This is a genomic window from Shewanella sp. 10N.286.51.B2 (assembly GCF_041469265.1).
Taxonomy (GTDB): domain Bacteria; phylum Pseudomonadota; class Gammaproteobacteria; order Enterobacterales; family Shewanellaceae; genus Shewanella.
The window spans coordinates 52,785-71,515 of record NZ_JBFRKH010000023.1 but is presented as its reverse complement, the minus strand read 5'-3'; the positions used below and the strand labels follow the sequence as shown (position 1 = coordinate 71,515).

Sequence of the window (18,731 nt, the reverse complement as noted above, 5' to 3'; positions counted from 1 at the left end):
AGCAGTAGGATATAACGCGATTAATTTATATTTTACAGCTAGCAAAAAATAAAAAGTTGTTTTTCAAAAACGAATAAAGGTAATAATTATAATGGAAAATATAGCGTTTGTTTTTCCAGGTCAAGGCTCGCAATCAGTTGGTATGCTTGCTGATTTAGCAGCTGATTACCCTGTAGTAACTGAGACATTTGCTCAGGCGAGTGCCGTATTAGGTTACGACTTATGGGCATTGGTGCAAGATGGACCTGCTGAAACTCTAAATGAAACAGATAAAACTCAGCCTGCATTATTAACCGCAAGTGTGGCTATCTGGCGCGTTATCGAAGCAAGTGGCACGATTAAACCTGCTGTTTTAGCAGGCCATAGTTTAGGTGAGTATTCAGCATTAGTGTGTGCTGGCATTATTGCCTTTGAAGATGCGGTAAAATTAGTTGAATTGCGCGGTCAATTAATGCAGCAAGCAGTACCAGCAGGTACCGGTGCTATGTACGCCATTATTGGTTTAGATAATGATGCAATTGCTAAGGCATGTGAAGAGTCAGCAAATGGCGCTGTTGTTAGCCCTGTGAATTTTAATAGTCCTGGCCAAGTAGTTATTGCGGGTGAAAAAGAAGCCACAGAAAGAGCCGCTGGCGCATGTAAAGCTGCTGGCGCTAAAATGGCAGTTGCTTTACCTGTGAGTGTGCCGTCACATTGCGCATTAATGAAACCTGCAGCTGATAAACTGGCACTTGCATTAGAGAATATCAAGTTTAACTCGCCGGTTATTTCTGTGATTAATAACGTTGATGTAGCAAGCCCTAATGATGCAGCTGCAATTAAAGATGCGCTAGTTCGCCAATTATATTGCCCGGTACGTTGGAGTGAGACAGTTGAGTTAATGGCAAGTCAGGGGATTACTGATTTAGCTGAAATTGGCCCTGGTAAAGTATTAACTGGGTTATCAAAAAGAATTAATAAGTCATTAAAAGGGCAAGCAATTAATAATGCAGCCACTTTATCAGCTTTAATTCAATAAGGAATATTCATGAGCATTAGCTTTGATTTAACAGGTAAAGTCGCGTTAGTTACTGGCGCAAGTCGTGGTATTGGCCGTGCCATCAGTGAAACACTGGTTGAAGCAGGCGCTACCGTGATCGGCACTGCAACCAGTGAAAAAGGTGCCGCTGCAATTCAAGATTACCTTGGTGATAACGGCTTTGGTTTAGTATTAAATGTGACTGATAGTGAATCAGTTACACAATTATTCAGCCAGATAAAAGAAAAAGCCGGTGATGTTGATATCTTAGTAAACAATGCTGGTATCACACGTGATAATTTATTAATGCGCATGAAAGATGATGAGTGGCATGATATTCTTGACACTAATTTGACATCACTGTTTAGATTATCCAAGCCGGTTATGCGGTCTATGATGAAAAAGCGCAGCGGCCGTATTATTAATATTGGCTCTGTGGTCGGAACCATGGGTAATGCCGGGCAAGTAAACTACTCAGCAGCTAAAGCTGGTTTGATTGGATTTACAAAATCTCTTGCAAGAGAGGTTGCATCTCGTCAAATTACCGTTAATGCTGTTGCCCCTGGATTTATCCAAACAGACATGACAGATGAGCTTAATGAAGAGCAGCAAAAAGCTTTCATGGCGCAAGTTCCAATGGCTCGACTCGGTCAGGCGCAAGAGATTGCCAATGCGGTATTGTTTCTAGCTTCTGACTCTGCAGCTTACATCACTGGTGAAACTTTGCATGTAAACGGCGGAATGTACATGGCCTAAGGACCATAATTGATAACGACTTTTATTGAATCTCGTTTGATATCAAAGTATGATAATTTTCGTGGTTAGACCACGAAAACTAAGCTTGCAATGTCAGCTGGATCGAATAAACTACTCTCAATCTTACGCAAGTGTGTAATTTGAATAGGAAAGAAAACTAATGAGCAACATCGAAGAACGTGTAAAGAAAATCATTATTGAGCAACTTGGCGTTAAGGAAGAAGACGTTAAATCAGCTGCATCATTCGTAGACGATTTAGGTGCAGATTCTCTGGACACTGTTGAATTGGTTATGGCTCTAGAAGAAGAGTTTGACACTGAGATCCCTGATGAAGAAGCTGAAAAGATCACTACTGTTCAAGCAGCGATCGATTACGTTTCAAAAAATCAGTAATCCCTGATTCACTAAAACAGGTGGCATTTATGCCGCCTGTTTTTGTTTGTGGCGTCGAATAAATGTCGACTTAACTCTCTATAAAAGTGAGTTAACCCATCATTTCTTATCATCCGTTTGATCTTTTTCCTTTGATTGGTGGTGGGTTAACAGAATATCTCTTGGCGAATGCCTAATAAAATACAAAGGTGAATGCTGTGTCTAAACGTCGTGTGGTAATTACAGGTTTAGGACTAGTTACTCCAGTGGGTAACGATGTCGAATCTTCTTGGCAATCTTTATTAGCTGGTAAAAGTGGTATTGCACCTATTACCAAATTTGATGCAACTGAATTTAGTACTCGTTTCAGTGGCTCGGTAAAAGACTTCGATGTTGAGCATTATATGTCTCGCAAAGATGCCCGTAAAATGGATTTATTTATCCAATACGGCATGGCTGCAGGTATACAAGCAATGACAGACTCAGGTCTTGATATGGAACAAGAAAATCCAGCGCGAGTTGGCACAGCGATTGGTGCTGGTATGGGCGGAATGCCATTAATTGAGCAAAATCATGCAGCATTGCTTAAAGGTGGCCCTCGAAAAGTGTCGCCATTTTTTGTTCCTAGCACCATTATTAATATGATTTCTGGTCATTTATCTATTAAGTATGGCATGACTGGGCCAAACTTTGCAGTAACAACAGCTTGTACAACGGGTGTGCATAATATTGGTTTTGCAGCGCGTACGATTGCCTACGGTGACGCCGACGTTATGGTTGCTGGCGGCGCTGAAGATGTTACTTGTCCGTTAGCTGTTGCTGGTTTTGGCAGCGCCAAAGCCTTGTCAACTCGTAATGACGATCCAACCGCTGCAAGCCGCCCATGGGATAAAGACCGTGATGGTTTTGTTATCGGTGATGGCGCAGGTGTGTTGGTGATGGAAGAGTATGAGCATGCTAAGGCGCGCGGCGCTAAAATTTATGCAGAGCTTGTTGGCTTTGGTATGAGTGGCGATGCTTTTCATATGACATCACCACCAAGTGATGGTGCGGGCGCTGCTGCAGCAATGGTTAATGCCATTAATGATGCGCAAATTGCCAATGAAGAGGTTGGTTATATCAATGCCCATGGCACTTCGACTCCAGCAGGTGATAAAGCTGAAGCGGCTGCGGTTAAGTCGGTGTTTGGCGACCATGCTTATGATTTACTTGTAAGTTCTACTAAATCTATGACCGGACATTTATTAGGTGCAGCGGGCTCAGTTGAAGCAATTATTACAATCTTAGCGTTGCGGGATCAAATTGTACCGCCTACCATTAATTTGGATAACCCTGATGAAGGTTGTGACTTAGATTTTGTACCGCACGTAGCCAAACCCCATAGTTTTGATTATGCATTGTGTAACTCATTTGGCTTTGGTGGCACTAATGGTTCACTTTTATTTAAAAAGTAACGTGATTAAAATGTAATAAAAAGGCAGTCACTTTAAAAGTGACTGCCTTTTTATTTAAATTAATTAAAGCTTACAGTTTTATTAGTCGCTGCTGTACTCGCTCAATGTCGTTACTCTTACCCACTAATTGAATATGATCGCCTTCTTCAGTTATCAGATCAGGAGTAATCAACATATCAAATTTATTTCTGGCAAGTGCTGTAATACATACTGAACTGTCGGTATTGGCATTCAGCATTTTTTTAATCGCTTTTAGTGACAGACCAACTAAGTGGTTAGGCTTAATCACGTATTCAAATGTCGTTTCAATAATGTTGCTATCATCAATAGCGATTTCAGTACCAATGATATTATCATCATAATAATAAAGTGCATTATTAGGTCCGGTAATGGTCACAATATCACCTGCTGCAATCATATCAGGCTGTTGTTTATCAAGGTTTTGGCTTAAGGTTAATTCAAAACTCACATCAATTGCTGCCTCATTAAGTTGTAACAAGGTTTTATCGACGACCGTACTATCGTTATTTACTTCAAATGAGCGAGAAACAATATTTTTAGTGGTATTGATATTTTTTGGCTTAAATGGATCCATTAACAAGAGTTTACTCTCTGTATATTTAGAGCCAGATAAAAAACCAATGATATAGATAAATATACCCAATAGCAGTACACCAAGTTCTGGCTCTAAATGGAGATGAAGCAGTGTGATGGTGATGCAACCACCGATAAAACTAGCCAGAATACCAAACACAACTCTGTGCATGCTAATTAAGCCGATTAAAAAACCTATTACTAATGTTAAAACAAAAGTGATGTATGGGTTGGAATGAAATAAATTTTCAATTGTTTCCATAATTATGACTACTTTATTTTGGAGCGATTTATGCCAACAATACTCATTACTGTATATATTAATTACATAGTAGGGATATTCACCCTTGGTAAAATATCACCAACGATAATCAATACAGTGTGGTGTTATGCAGTCATAATAAAGTGCAGTCAGTTTTATAGACAATCTCATTTGAAGGATGAAACCCTGCATTGAAGTTGCTGAAGATAACTAAAGGGATGAAAGCCTCTTAATGCAGAGGCTACTAATACAAATATGATGCTATTATTTGGATCTAACTCTATTTATATAGTTAGCTATGGCTGATGTGATAGACTTTTTGGCCGGCATAACTTGTTTTGAGTGTGGGTTCCAAAGTGATATAGGTACTTGTAATGCGTCTTGTATTTGTTCTATTTCTATCGGTATAAGATCGTGTGCAGTATATTCCATGGAATTGATTAACAATGGGAAAATGCTCCACCCAAGACCTTCTTCAACCATTTTAATGATGAGAGTCAGTTGATCTACCACTTCATAATTGGAGGAGACAATGATTTTTTTACTCATATCATCATCAAGCATGGATTTTAAGATAAACTGACGGCTAGTCTTCATTTTAGCCAAGGTTGCTTCAGAGTTTAGTGTTGCTAGGTCAGCGTCTTTGTTGGTGAAAGCGGCAAATGACATGTTACATAAAAAAGTATGATCGATGCTGTTTAGCACTTTGCTTTCGTATACATTCACAATTCCAAAATGAATACTGCCGTCTTGTATTCCCACTTTAATATCATTTTTGGTTCTGACGAGGAAGTTAACTTTTAATGATGGGCTGTCAATTAGCAGTTGTTTTCTAATCTCAGATATCACTTGTTGCGGTATAAAACTGCAATACCCAATTGTAATTGAATTAAGCTCACCAAATGCCAAGCTCATGGCCACTTGGTCAAAGGTTTTGGATTGCTCAATAGCCTGTTTGGCATAGTTATAAAGTAGTACTGCATCTTCAGTCGGTTCAACGGTTCTACCGTTCCGTTCAAACAGGGTAATGGCTAATTGATCTTCAAGGTTATTAATGACTTGGCCAATAGTTGTACGATGTTTGTCCAGTTTCACCGCTGCTTTACTGAAAGCTTTCTGCTCATAGACAGTTACAAAGGCAAGAAGTTGTTCCAAACTAAAGTTCATAGTTGTCTCTTCAAATAATGAAAAATGCGATGTGGTATGCATTTGGGGTTATACCGTCACTTAAATCACAATTTATCACACATAAAAACAATTGTTTATAGATTTCGATGGGTGAGATCCATCATAGATGATTACAAGATTTTCTCTGCCGCCATTAAAATATATGCATAAATGAGTAAGAAGACATTAAGTCAATGTTTTTTAAATAGTTAATATTATTTAGGTGATAGGCGTATGAGCATAATGCCCCATGAAGTGGTAATCGGTGATGTGTATTTTCCGCCATTATTACTGGTTGCCGCTATGGCATATATATTAACCGGCGTAGTTACCGCTATTGGTACTAAAATTGGTTTACATAAATATGTCGCAGCTCCGGCCATAGTTGAATTGTCTATGGTTATTCTTTTTATCGGCTTAATTAGCCAATTTATTTCCATATTTTAAGTAGGTAACGCCAATGTTTAAACGTTATTTTATTACCCTGTTGCTGATGGCGGCGGCAATAGGTGTTTTGTATAGTCAGTATCAAACTTACACTGATAATCCTTGGACAAGAGACGGTCAAGTCAGAGCCTATGTTATCCAAGTAACCCCACGAGTGACAGGTCAAATTGTAAAAGTTAATGTCATTGATAATAGTCATGTACAAAAAGGTGATGTGCTTTTTGAGATTGACGCTAGCCTATACCAAACCAGTTTACAAAAAGCGGTAGCAACTGAAAAGCAATCACAAGCATTAGTTCGTAAGGCTCAGAACGAGTCTAGTCGTGCTATTGAATTAGAAAAGCTAACCCCTGGTGCTCAGTCAGTGTTAACCCTTAATAATCTACAAAATGCAGTTGAAACCGCACAAGCGAACTTGTTAATGGCAAAAGCCCAAGTGGCAGAAGCTAAATTAAATCTAGCTTACACTAAAATTACTGCACCAACAGATGGCTATATTACTAATTTGAATTATCGAGTAGGCTCACAAGTCGTTGCTAATTCGCCTGTTGTTGCTTTGATTGATGAAAACAGCTTTTGGATTGACGGTTTTTTTAAAGAAACTGATTTAAAAGATGTGGCTATTGATAATAAAGCCCAAGTCACATTAATGATGCATGACCAAGTCACTTTAGAAGGTAAAGTACAAAGTATTGGTTACGGCATTTCGAAAACTGATGGCAGTACCGGCAATTCGTTACTACCTAATGTGAACCCGAATTTCGAGTGGATCCGCTTAGCACAACGCATTCCAGTTAAGATAAAACTTGATAAGTTACCTGAAGATATTCAGCTGCGAGTTGGTATGACGGCATCGGTAAAAATTCTAAAGCATTAAATTTTATAGAGTGAGAATGTGTATGCTCAGTTTACCCGTTAAGGAAGCGATAAAAGTTTCTGTCTCTGTCGGTATAGCAATTGCCTTAGCATTGTTTTTTCAATGGGAAAAACCTTATTGGGCTGCTATTACCGTTATTGCCATTGCTTCAAATGAAACTCTTGGGCATGGCTTACACAAAGGTAAAAACCGCCTTATAGGTACAGTTTGCGGCATTAGTGTGGCGTTATTTCTGGTGAGCTTTTTTGCCCAGACTCCGATGTTATTCATTGGTTGTTTACTGTTGCTTTTGGCTGTTAGCGTGTGGTTTGCTGATAATTTGCGTTATGGTTATGCATTTACCATGGGCTTTACTGTGTGCACTATTGTTGCGGTAATGGGAGGCTTTAATGGTGAAGCTTCATTTGATATTGCGGTTTTACGAATACAAGATAATTTACTTGGAGTGCTAGTTTATTCAATTGTTTATCGTTTTATTTGGCCTTTAAACACTGAATCTTTATTCTTTAGCAGCGTTGACTCTGCGTTAAATGCTTTTCATAAAATAGATAACGCGCTTAACGAGGCTGCAAAAAGTGCTCATCATGATAATATTCAAGACTTATTAGTCGATGCACAATTACTGATTGATAAATTAAGTGACTTGATCAGTATGCCATTGAGTTCCAGTTATAAACTTCAACATGAAAAAGATAAATGGACTGTCATAGTCGATGGTTTTTCTCACGTTCTGCAGCATAGCAAATCCACCATCAAGTTGTTATCCAGTGATAAACCCAATGATGATAAGTTGCAACAGTTAGGTTATTTTTCCCAAGAAATTAAAATGCTTGATAATGCCATTAATGGCGAAAAGTTAGATGTTGAAATTTTAGCTAACTACTGGAAGCAAGAGAGCATAAAGCCCCAAAACTCGAAAGAGGCTGTAAAAGAAAATTTATTGAAAGTGAGAATTAACAGAGTTATAAAGGCGGTTGCAATAGCCTCAACTTGTTATGGCGCATGGATATATTTTGCCTTACCTGGTGGTATTTTTATCCCTATGTTTGGTTCAATTTTTGCCAATATAACAGTCAGTTTACCATTTCCTTTAATGAAGCAGGTGATATTATCTGCACTGCTATGGGGAGTGTTTTTTTTACTGCAATATATTTTTATAATGCCCGCATTTACAGAGCTTTGGCAGTTAGTTGGTTTTTATATGATTAACGTTTTCCTCATTTGGGGACTTTTTCCAAAGCCTGCAATGATGCTAGTGCGTATGCTAGGTGGCAATTTACTTATGGTAATGACTATGAGTGCATTACATTTAACGCCTAGTTATGACATTAATACGCCATTGCTGATACTGGTCATATTAATGATTACCGTGATTGTTGCACGTTTCTATAATCAATTATTTATGCTCAAATAAGAGAAATAAGATTTCCTCATGACGCTCAATACAGCATTGAGCGTCATTAATAGCCTCGAATTTAAATTCTTTTATATATAATTCCAGTTTAACCCCCTAATCCTTCTATTGGTTTTGATCCGTTTTTATTTTATCTACTTAGGTAATTTTGATGCTGATTTGCTGTTTATCTCAGTAGTGGTTTTTATTCATGTAGGGTTTAATCCATCAATAGCGATTAAATATCTAATAAATAAACACATACAATATTCCCATTGAACGGAAAAAGCGCGTTAGCCAATAACGTTTGCTGAACTTGCATTATGTTTTTCCGAAATTTGAATCAGGAAATGATTCGATAACTTATTTGCCATAGATTGGCTTTCAAAGGGTACTATTAATGAATCAAACGCTATTTTGTTCACTTAATCATTTTTCTACTTCTCGCTGTATTCTAAAAGCAATACCAATAGCCATATTGTTAACACTCTCAAACGTAAGTTATGCGCAGGAAAGTATTTTTGTTGAAGATAAAAACAACAAACAACTCATTAATTCAGCGGAGCAAAATGTTTTTCAACAATACGGCGTTTCAGAAGATATTTTGAAATTAGGCTTAAGCTCGCTGTCACTAGGTGATCAGCAAGTTGAGCGTGTGGTTAGAACCTTGGAAGTCGGCGATAAGGTAAAAAGTTCAGATGTGTTTTTGGTTCAAAGTACAGATACTCGAGGTAATATTGATCTGAGAATTAAATATGACCAATCTAAATTAGATGATAATGAGGATGTCATAAAAACTATCGAACAAATAACTAAAACAGAATATCGCTTGAAAAATTACATGGAAAGTTATGATAAGTCTTCCGTCGTTGTTGATGAGATATCTGCCAATGAAATAGAAATAAGCTTTAATTACTCTAAATATGGTTTACCGCAAGATATTGCTTATTTTCGTTTTATGCGGGTTAAGCTTACTGTAGTAAATGGTGTTGCAACCAAAATGGTCATGACCAATTCAAAACCATTTGATTTTGATGCGTTTAGTGTCGAACATTATCGTCAAGAAGTTGATTTAATGACACTGGTTAACGGACACACAGCCATTGCAAATAAAGTGATTCACGCTACTGGTAAAAAAGGTAACAAAGAAGCAAGTTATCACGCAACTATCAAGCCCGTGGCATTTTATGATGATGAACATGGTGCATTAGTTTTTGATGAAGCGTCATTAAAAATGGTTTCTGATCCGCGCATTCGTGAAGAAAAGGTCGATTTAGATAGACTCTTTCCGTTAATGAGTGATTTAGTTCGCCAGCAAGGTATTGATGTGCCACTGCCATTTGGTTTTTCGGTCGCTTATCGAAATCAAGATATGGATTTTGGTTTTGATAGTTTTAATATTATGGGGGTAGATTTGGATGAATGGTTTGATCCATCGAGCTCAGTTGGCACTGTTAATGCTGAAAGTTATTCATTCAGAGCTGATGTCAATATTTTACCGTTTTGGAATATATATGCTTTAGTGGGCAAGGTGAATGTGGATGCAGTCGTTGATGCCCAATATACCGGAAAACTTAAAGATGTGTTTGAAGATAAGCTCGGGGTTATCGGTGGCAGTTTGGCATGCAGTTTATTAGAAAATCAGGGCGCTGATTTATGCTCACCAGGAAGAGTCGAAGTGCCGCTACATTTAGAATATGATCTGGCAGGTTTGGGGACAACGCTTTCTGTCGGTTATAAAGAATTTTTTGCATCTGTTACTGCAACTTACTCTAAAACTCGTCTTGATGGCCAGGATTGGGGAGATGGTATTGTGACTATCCAGCCAATGCTTGGTTATCAATTCCTTGAGTCGCGAGCACAAATTTTTATCGGCGCAGAATATCAAGGCCTTAAGCCTTCGATGACTGGTAATTTAGGCGATATATTGGGAACCGGTGAAGACTTTACTTTTGATGTGGGTGTAGGGTTAGAACAATGGGCTTATTTAGTGGGTTTTAATAAACAGATAGGTCGTCATTTAAATTTGACAGGGCTGTACAATAAAGGTGAAACAAGAAGTTCATTTACTTTAAATTTAGGTTATCGTTTTTGATGTATTCAGTGGTAATTCAAGAGCCACCCATTAGCTAACCCTTTATAGTGTCAGTTTTAGTAAGCACAACTTTTTAAAGTTGTGCTTTTTTGTTTTTTGAAACTCAGCAGTATTTTTTGAACTACCAAATAGCAATTAAGTACTCTTTCATCAAATATCTTCATTTAGGCATAATTTTTACTCATTTCTTTGATTAATTATCGTAAACTGACATTAATTAGCTGAATTAGGAGTCGTTATGGCCGGATTAGAAAGAGAAATTACCTTAAGGTTTTTAGCTGAACCTGCAGATGTGAACTTTGGCGGCAAAGTGCATGGTGGTGCGGTGATGAAATGGATTGATTTAGCTGCATATGCTGGTGCTGCAGGTTGGAGTGGTAAATATTGCATTACCGCTTATGCTGGTGGTATTCGTTTTGTAAAGCCTATCCATGTGGGCAATATTGTTGAAGTAAGCGCCAAAGTTATTTATACCGGCACATCGTCCATGCATTTTGGTATAGCGGTTAAAGCGGGTGACCCTAAAGAGCCTGAACGTCATCTTACTACCCATTGTATCGTGATTATGGTCGCAGTTGATGATGATGGTAAACCTACATCAGTACCTGAGTGGGTCCCCCAAACAGATGATGATATTCGTTTGAGGGATTCAGCATTACGTTTAATGGATATGCGCAAAAAAATTGGCTCTGAAATGGAAGCCCATGTAAAACCGGCTTTGTAATCAATGTATTAGCCAAAATTCAATCGCTTACTCATAAAGCCTAACTCGTTTTGGCTTGTAGCACAATCAACACTATTTTTAATAAACAACCACAATAATAATGAACGAAGGAATGATATGGCTAAAGTAGCATTTATCGGCTTGGGCGTGATGGGATACCCAATGGCAGGGCATTTGGCTAACCAAGGGCATCAAGTTACGGTTTATAATCGCACCACAGCAAAAGCGCAGCAATGGGCAGCGCAATATTCTGGTGAGTTAGCATTGACCCCAAAACTTGCGGCAGTAGAGCAAGATATCGTGTTTACTTGTGTGGGTAATGATGACGATCTTCGCCAAGTGGTTTTAGGGGAAGATGGCATTGTTCATGGGATAAAAGCTGGGGCAATTTTGGTCGATCACACCACCGCATCTGCCGATGTTGCTCGTGAACTGGCAGCCGTGCTTGCTAAGCAAGAGGTTGAGTTTCTAGATGCGCCCGTATCAGGTGGTCAAGCCGGTGCTGAAAATGGCGTGTTAACTGTGATGATGGGCGGAAAAGAAGCCGTTTTTAACCAAGTAAAACCGGTCATTGAGGCCTATAGTCGCTGCGCAGAATTATTAGGGGAGGTTGGCGCGGGCCAGTTAACCAAAATGGTCAATCAAATCTGTATCGCAGGAGTGGTGCAAGGGCTTGCCGAAGGGTTACACTTTGCTAAAAGTGCAGGTCTTGATGGTTTAAAAGTGGTTGAGGTGATCAGCAAGGGCGCAGCTCAAAGCTGGCAAATGGAAAATCGTTATCAAACCATGTGGCAAGGTGAGTATGACTTTGGCTTTGCCATTGACTGGATGCGTAAAGATTTAGCTATTGCTTTAGATGAAGGGCGTCGTAATGGTAGCCAGTTACCAGTTACTGCCTTAGTGGATCAATTTTATTCTGAAGTACAAGCCATGAAAGGTAACCGCTGGGATACTTCAAGTTTGTTAGCGCGTTTAGAAAAAAACCGCTAGACGCTCTAAATGGTGATAACTTATTAGCCATTGCACAATTTTGTCGTTTAAGTTGCGAATTTAGTTTGTTGGTAACATAAAAGCTCGCTGGTATTTAACATTGCCGGTGAGCTTTTTTGTTATCGTATTAGCCCTTGGTATTTGTAAAAAATTCAATGATTTACTATCACTTGTTGTAATGATGTTCATTGGTTCTCAAGGTGATTGATTAGCTTATAAGCATTTGCTGCTCATAAATGGCGCTTAAGTTAATAGGTCGTTAATTTGTATTAAATTATACTATCGAAAATATAAATTCGATTTAATTTAAATGCCGCATTTTACTCAATAAAATCGTAATAAATGCTAGTAAATTAAGCTTAGCTAACGTAAAATTCCAGCTTTTGTTTTACCCCCATGCTTTAGGCATAAAGTTGACTTTGTGCCTAGACTACTATGTCGCCTGATAATCAGGCGCCCAATAGCATTTGATATGCAAAAATGCAGTGGATGAGAAAATGCAGCAGTTAACAGAGATCGTAGAACAAGCCTTAGAAGTAATAGGTAAGGCCAGTGATCTAAAGACACTGGATGATATCCGTGTCGACTACCTTGGTAAGAAAGGTAAGATCACTGACATGATGAAAATGATGGGTAGCTTAAGTCCAGCAGAGAAACCTGCCTTTGGACAAGCAGTCAACCAAGCTAAGCAAGCGGTACAGAAGCAACTTTCTGAGCGTATTGAAGGCTTAAAGGCTGCTGAATTAGAAGCGCAACTTATCGCAGATAAAATCGATGTAACCTTACCAGGTCGTACGCTTGAAATGGGCGGTTTACACCCAGTAACACGTACGATTGAACGTATTGAAACTTTCTTTGGCGAGCTTGGTTTTACCACTAAGCATGGTCCTGAAATCGAAGATGACTTTCATAACTTCGATGCATTGAATATTTCTGAGCATCATCCAGCTCGTGCTGATCATGACACCTTTTATTTCAATCCAAAAGTGATGTTGCGTACGCAAACTTCAGGGGTACAAATTCGTACCATGGAGCATGAAAAGCCACCTTTACGTATCATTTCTCCAGGTCGTGTTTATCGTAACGACTACGATCAAACTCACACGCCAATGTTCCACCAAGTGGAAGGTTTGTTAGTTGATGAAAAAGTTAACTTTGCAGAGCTGAAAGGCATTTTGCATGACTTCTTACGTAACTTTTTCGAAGAAGATTTAGAAGTGCGATTCCGTCCATCTTACTTCCCGTTTACTGAGCCTTCAGCTGAAGTTGATGTTATGGGTAAAAACGGTAAGTGGCTTGAAGTATTAGGTTGCGGCATGGTGCACCCTAATGTGCTTCGCAGTGTCGGTATCGACCCAGAAAAATACTCTGGTTTTGCTTTTGGTATGGGTGTTGAGCGTTTGACTATGCTGCGCTACGGTGTTAACGACTTACGTGCCTTCTTTGAAAACGATTTACGTTTTCTTAAGCAATTCAAATAACGGAGCAATATAAAGATGAAATTCAGTGAATCTTGGCTTCGTGAATGGGTTAGCCCATCTGTAAGCCGTGAAGAATTATCACACCAAATCACAATGGCCGGTCTTGAAGTTGACGGTATTGATGCCGTTGCAGCCGAATTTAGCGGTGTGATTGTTGGTGAAGTGGTTGAGTGTGGTCAGCATCCAGATGCTGACAAATTACGCGTAACTAAAATTAATGTTGGCGGCGATGAGTTAATTGATATCGTTTGCGGTGCACCAAACTGCCGTTTAGGCTTAAAAGTTGCGGTAGCAATGGTTGGGGCAGTGCTACCTGGCGATTTTAAAATTAAAAAAGCCAAACTACGCGGCCAGCCATCATTTGGTATGTTGTGTTCATACGGTGAGATCGGTATTGATATCGAAAGTGACGGTATTATTGAATTACCTGCAGATGCGCCGATTGGTAAAGATATCCGTGAATATCTTCAACTAAACGATGTCATCATCGACGTTGATTTAACCGCTAACCGTGCAGATTGTTTAGGTATGGCAGGCTTAGCGCGCGAAGTTGGTGTATTAAACCGTCAAGCGGTTGCTGAGCCGACGTGGGATCCTGTTACTGCAACTATCGATGATAAAGTTGAAATTAACGTTATTGCAGCAGATGCCTGTCCTCGTTATTTAGGCCGTGTGGTTAAGAATGTAAACTTAGCGGCAGCAACGCCTTTATGGATGCAAGAGAAGTTACGTCGTAGCGGTATTCGCTCAATCGATCCCATTGTAGATATTACTAACTACGTATTGATTGAATATGGTCAGCCAATGCATGCGTTTGATTTAGCAGCCTTAAATGGTGCTATTCAAGTGCGTTTAAGCGACGGCGTTGAAAAGCTTACTTTACTTGACGGTAACGAAATTACAGTACCAAGTGACACCCTAGTGATTGCTGACGATAAAGCAGCCGTTGCCTTAGCGGGTGTATTTGGCGGTGAAGCGTCAGGCGTAACTGCAAAGACCCAAGATATTTTATTAGAGTGCGCATTCTTTGCGCCTTTAGCCATTATGGGTAAATCGCGTCGCTTAGGCTTACACACAGATGCATCACACCGTTTTGAACGTGGTGTAGACCCAGAGCTTCAACATAAAGTGATGGACCGAGCTACGCGCTTAGTACTTGATATTTGTGGTGGTGAAGCAGGTCCTGTTGCTGAAGCAGTGTCTGAAGCGCATTTACCTAAGCCGGCTCAAATCACTTTGCGTCGCAGCAAGTTAGACAAAATTCTAGGTCATCATATTCCTGATACTGATGTAACAGAAATTCTTGAGCGTCTTGGATTTACTGTTGCAGTAACTGCTGACGCTTGGAATGTGACCACGGCAACATATCGTTTTGATATGGCCATTGAAGAAGATTTAATCGAAGAGGTTGCCCGTATTTATGGATATAACAATATCCCAAATATTGCACCTGTTGCTTCATTAAGTATGTCTGATCACAAAGAAGCGAATATTCCATTAAGCAAAGTGCGCAGTGTATTAGTGGCGCGCGGTTTCCAAGAGGCGGTGACCTATAGCTTTGTTGATCCTAAGTTACAAAACATTGTTCATCCAAATGAGCCAGCAATGATTTTACCGAATCCTATTTCGGTTGAAATGTCAGCGATGCGTTTATCGATGTTCACCGGTTTGTTAACTTCTGTTGGTTATAACCAAAGTCGTCAACAAGGTCGCGTACGTTTATTTGAAACCGGTTTACGCTTTGTTCCTGATGCCAAAGCAGATTCTGGTGTTAGACAAGAAGCGATGATTGGTGCAGTAATTTCTGGTGTTCAAAATGATGAACATTGGTCTATGGAATCTAAAACTGTCGACTTCTTTGATTTAAAAGGCGATTTAGAATCAATTATCGGCTTGACAGTTTCGACTTCTGAATTTACTTTTAGAAGTGCAACACATTCAGCTCTACATCCAGGGCAATGTGCTGAAATATTGAGAAATAATCGAGTTATTGGTGTCATAGGTGCTATCCATCCGAGTTTGGAGAAGCCTTTTGGCCTTAATGGCAAAACAATTGTTTTTGAGTTAGAACTGGACGCTTTACTGCAAGCCAGTTTGCCGCTAGCCCAGGCTGTATCTAAGTTTCCTGCTAATCGACGTGATATTGCAGTCGTTGTAGACGAAGAAGTTTCTGCAACTAATGTTATGGATTTGATAAGAAAAGTTGGCGAAAATCAGTTGGTTGGCTTAAACTTGTTCGATGTATACAGGGGTAAAGGTGTTGACGCTGGCAAAAAGAGCCTTGCAATCGCACTTACATTACAAGACATTACTCGTACACTTGAAGAAAAAGACATCACTGAAACTGTTGATTCAGTTGTCTCGGCACTTAAGAGCGAGTTCAACGCATTGTTGAGGGATTAAAAGTATGGCACTTACCAAAGCCGAAATGGCAGAACATCTTTTCGAAACACTTGGCATGAATAAACGTGTAGCCAAAGAGATGGTTGAGTCTTTCTTTGAAGAGATTAGAGAAGCACTTGAAAGTGGTGAGCAGGTCAAGTTATCTGGCTTTGGAAACTTTGATTTGCGCGATAAAAACCAAAGACCGGGAAGGAACCCAAAAACTGGTGAAGATATTCCTATTTCAGCTCGCCGTGTAGTGACGTTCCGTCCGGGACAAAAACTCAAAACACGTGTTGAAGAAGCAAATGCTGAAAAGAAGTAGTTTCACTGTTTAATAAAAAAGCCACTCATTGAGTGGCTTTTTTATTTTAACAAATTAAGCAAGATTCAAAGTAGCAATTTTACAATATTCAGATGTTGTCCCGCTGATAAATTGGTATTATGGCCAATTCCTTAGGCTCTTTGTTTCACTGTGTTAATGTAATCTTTGAGGTTTCTTTTGGCTAGACAAGCAAAACATTTCGATCGTCGCTTTACCCTATCTTTATTGCACCCGAAATATTGGGGTACATGGCTAGCCATTATGGTGTTATTTATGTTTGGGGTGATGCCTGCTTGGTTGCGAGATCCTATAGCGCGACTATTAGCCAAGCTGGTACTGTCTTATGCGAAAAAACCCATCAATATTGCGCGTATCAATATTCAAACATGTTTTCCTGAGAAGTCAGCGACTGAGGTGGATGAGTTAATTAACGCCAACGTCGATATGTTTGTTTTAACCTTGGTATCTCAAGCTGAATTATTAATTCGCTCAGATGCGCATCTAAGGCGTCGAGTCAGTATTACAGGTTTTGAACATGTGCAAGCCGCGCGTGATGCTGGCCAGCCGATTATTTTTATCATGCCCCATGTATGGCCGATTGATTATGCCGGGCTGCGTTTAAATATCGAACTGCCTATGGTTACCATGGCCAAAGCTCATAATAACGGCTTATTCAATTGGTTTAGTAATCGACTACGCAGTAGTAAGAATGGCCGCGTTTACATGCGAGAGGCGGGCATACGCGCGCTAATCACTGAATTAAAGCAAGATAATAGCTTCTTTTATTTACCAGATGAAGATTTAGGTCCTGAGCAAAGTGTATTTGCTCCATTGCTGGCAACAGAAAAAGCCACCTTACCGGTAGTAGGGCGTTTAGCGCAAGCAGGTAAGGCGCAGGTTTTACCGGTAAAAATTGGTTACGACAAAGCAGCTTACCAGTTTAAGTTGACCGTGATGCCGCAAGTTAAGCCTGAAGATATGCAAGGTAAGGATAACGAAGCCATTGCTTTAAATAAAATGGTTGAGCAAGTTATTCAAGCTTACCCTGAGCAATATATGTGGTTTTTGAAATTCCTTAAAACCCGTCCAGAAGGGCAAGCAAAAATCTATTAATTTGAATAACTAATAAACCAAAAAAGCACTCGATGAGTGCTTTTTTTTGGTTAAAGGAAAATTAGTGTGGCGCTAAGATGTCACTTTAATTAACGGTTACTCTGAAAAGTAATACCAACCTTGATTGATAAGCTGGGTTAATACCGTCATGACTTGCTGATCATTGAGCCAGTTTTGAAGCTGCGATTGAGTGAGTAGGTGATTATTGGCGATCTCGGCGATGATGTCTTGTTCAATCCCTGCGGCGCAAACCACTTCACCATTGATATACAACTGCGCTTGGGTATCAGCCTCTAGGCTTAATACCTTTAAGCCGCCAATACGTTGCATGTTAGCGCCATCTTCAATGGCTTCCTTAACATCTGTTGTTGAAATTGGCGCTTCAAAGGGATTGATATCGAGTTCAAAACGATTTTGGCTGAGTAACTTACCTAGCATAGTTTGGTATTGGGCAGGATCAGTTGCTAATTGAGCCAGTAAATCCATGATCCCTTGCTGCTGAGTTTGACTGACTAGGCCATGGCTTGCAGCTTCTTCGCTAGAGGTAAATCTATGTTGGCCAGCACTGTTATCAATCAGCGAATCAGCCAACTCAGTTAATAATTCTTGCTGACTTGGCGCTCTAAAACCAATAGAATAACTCATTGCAAGACTTAAGGTTTCACCGCAATGAGGGTAGCCTGGCGGAATATATAACATATCGCCTTTGCTGAGCACCACATCAATAATGGGTTCAAAGTCATCGACTAATGGACTTGATGGATCTCCACCACGGCATTGATGTTCGCCATTATGGCCCACTTTCCAGCGGCGTTCCCCTTCTCCTTGGATCAAGAACACATCATAATTATCAATATGTGGCCCAATGCCGCCTTGTGGGGTGGCAAACGATACCATTAAGTCATCAAAACGCCAATCAGGTAAAAATCTGAATGCTTCAACCAGTGGTTGAGACTCCGGATACCAATGGTTTACCGCTTGCACAAGTAACTGCCATTTGTCATCGCCATGTTCGTCATAGTCTTCAAACGGCCCTTGAATCACTTTCCAGTCATCGGTTTCAGTTTTAACGATGCGAGAAGAGATATCTTCTTCCATGGCTAGGCCTGCAAGTTCATCGGCCGATATTGGATCTTCAAATGCCTTAAAGGCATTTTTGATGACTATAGGTTTTTGTTGCCAATATTTACTGATGAACTCAGCAGTATCAAAATTTAATGTATACATAGTATTAAAAAAGGCGGCAATCCTTATGGAACTGCCGCCTATCCTTATTCAAC

At 39.7% G+C, this 18,731-nt stretch carries 17 protein-coding genes; 14 read left to right on the top strand and 3 right to left on the bottom strand.

The window, feature by feature from the left end; all coding sequences use genetic code 11:
* The first annotated feature begins 91 nt into the window (after positions 1-91).
* From fabD to fabF, 4 genes are all read left to right on the top strand, one after another.
* Positions 92-1,018, top strand: coding sequence for an ACP S-malonyltransferase (gene fabD / locus AB4140_RS06915; protein WP_102440292.1), 927 nt, complete (start codon positions 92-94; stop codon positions 1,016-1,018).
* Positions 1,019-1,027: 9 nt separating this feature from the next.
* The gene (fabG, locus tag AB4140_RS06910; protein ID WP_372000327.1) at positions 1,028-1,774 is read left to right on the top strand and encodes a 3-oxoacyl-ACP reductase FabG; all 747 of its coding nucleotides are present in this window, start codon (positions 1,028-1,030) and stop codon (positions 1,772-1,774) included.
* Between the two features lie 160 nt (positions 1,775-1,934).
* The gene (acpP, locus tag AB4140_RS06905) at positions 1,935-2,168 is read left to right on the top strand and encodes an acyl carrier protein (protein WP_011496723.1); all 234 of its coding nucleotides are present in this window, start codon (positions 1,935-1,937) and stop codon (positions 2,166-2,168) included.
* A 197-nt stretch (positions 2,169-2,365) separates the two neighbouring features.
* The gene (gene fabF, locus AB4140_RS06900; protein ID WP_102477238.1) at positions 2,366-3,601 is read left to right on the top strand and encodes a beta-ketoacyl-ACP synthase II; all 1,236 of its coding nucleotides are present in this window, start codon (positions 2,366-2,368) and stop codon (positions 3,599-3,601) included.
* A 70-nt stretch (positions 3,602-3,671) separates the two neighbouring features.
* On the opposite strand, the gene AB4140_RS06895 is transcribed toward fabF, so the two are convergent.
* Both AB4140_RS06895 and AB4140_RS06890 read right to left on the bottom strand, forming a co-directional pair.
* Positions 3,672-4,367, bottom strand: coding sequence for a TrkA C-terminal domain-containing protein (locus tag AB4140_RS06895; RefSeq protein ID WP_157936432.1), 696 nt, complete (start codon positions 4,365-4,367; stop codon positions 3,672-3,674).
* A gap of 354 nt (positions 4,368-4,721) precedes the next feature.
* A complete protein-coding gene (locus AB4140_RS06890; protein ID WP_372000325.1) occupies positions 4,722-5,624 on the bottom strand; it encodes a LysR family transcriptional regulator in 903 nt (300 codons plus the stop codon).
* Between the two features lie 234 nt (positions 5,625-5,858).
* Between AB4140_RS06890 and AB4140_RS06885 the strand changes: the two genes are divergently transcribed.
* From AB4140_RS06885 to lpxM, 10 genes are all read left to right on the top strand, one after another.
* Complete coding sequence (locus AB4140_RS06885; RefSeq protein ID WP_102437895.1) at positions 5,859-6,071, top strand: DUF1656 domain-containing protein; 213 nt, start codon at positions 5,859-5,861, stop codon at positions 6,069-6,071.
* Positions 6,072-6,084: 13 nt separating this feature from the next.
* Positions 6,085-6,948: an HlyD family secretion protein gene (locus AB4140_RS06880; protein WP_102437893.1), complete on the top strand. Its 864-nt coding sequence runs from the start codon at positions 6,085-6,087 to the stop codon at positions 6,946-6,948.
* A gap of 16 nt (positions 6,949-6,964) precedes the next feature.
* On the top strand, positions 6,965-8,362 hold the full coding sequence (locus AB4140_RS06875) for an FUSC family protein (protein WP_102520010.1): 1,398 nt from the start codon (positions 6,965-6,967) through the stop codon (positions 8,360-8,362).
* 379 nt (positions 8,363-8,741) lie between these two features.
* Positions 8,742-10,436, top strand: a complete 1,695-nt coding sequence (locus tag AB4140_RS06870) for a hypothetical protein (RefSeq protein WP_198589307.1) — start codon at positions 8,742-8,744, stop codon at positions 10,434-10,436.
* Between the two features lie 238 nt (positions 10,437-10,674).
* Positions 10,675-11,160 (top strand): acyl-CoA thioesterase, encoded by a 486-nt coding sequence (locus AB4140_RS06865; protein WP_102437889.1) that lies wholly within the window; start codon positions 10,675-10,677, stop codon positions 11,158-11,160.
* 117 nt (positions 11,161-11,277) lie between these two features.
* Positions 11,278-12,150: an NAD(P)-dependent oxidoreductase gene (locus AB4140_RS06860; protein ID WP_102437887.1), complete on the top strand. Its 873-nt coding sequence runs from the start codon at positions 11,278-11,280 to the stop codon at positions 12,148-12,150.
* 497 nt (positions 12,151-12,647) lie between these two features.
* Positions 12,648-13,631: a phenylalanine--tRNA ligase subunit alpha gene (gene pheS / locus AB4140_RS06855; protein WP_076536230.1), complete on the top strand. Its 984-nt coding sequence runs from the start codon at positions 12,648-12,650 to the stop codon at positions 13,629-13,631.
* A gap of 15 nt (positions 13,632-13,646) precedes the next feature.
* Positions 13,647-16,034, top strand: a complete 2,388-nt coding sequence (gene pheT, locus AB4140_RS06850) for a phenylalanine--tRNA ligase subunit beta (protein WP_372000321.1) — start codon at positions 13,647-13,649, stop codon at positions 16,032-16,034.
* Positions 16,035-16,038: 4 nt separating this feature from the next.
* Positions 16,039-16,338 (top strand): integration host factor subunit alpha, encoded by a 300-nt coding sequence (gene ihfA / locus AB4140_RS06845; RefSeq protein WP_102437883.1) that lies wholly within the window; start codon positions 16,039-16,041, stop codon positions 16,336-16,338.
* A 177-nt stretch (positions 16,339-16,515) separates the two neighbouring features.
* A complete protein-coding gene (lpxM, locus tag AB4140_RS06840; protein ID WP_102437882.1) occupies positions 16,516-17,451 on the top strand; it encodes a lauroyl-Kdo(2)-lipid IV(A) myristoyltransferase in 936 nt (311 codons plus the stop codon).
* A gap of 96 nt (positions 17,452-17,547) precedes the next feature.
* Here the strand turns inward: lpxM and AB4140_RS06835 are convergent, their stop codons facing one another.
* Entirely contained in the window at positions 17,548-18,678 is a 1,131-nt protein-coding gene (locus AB4140_RS06835; protein WP_102477243.1) for a cupin domain-containing protein, read from the bottom strand.
* Positions 18,679-18,731: the final 53 nt, after the last annotated feature.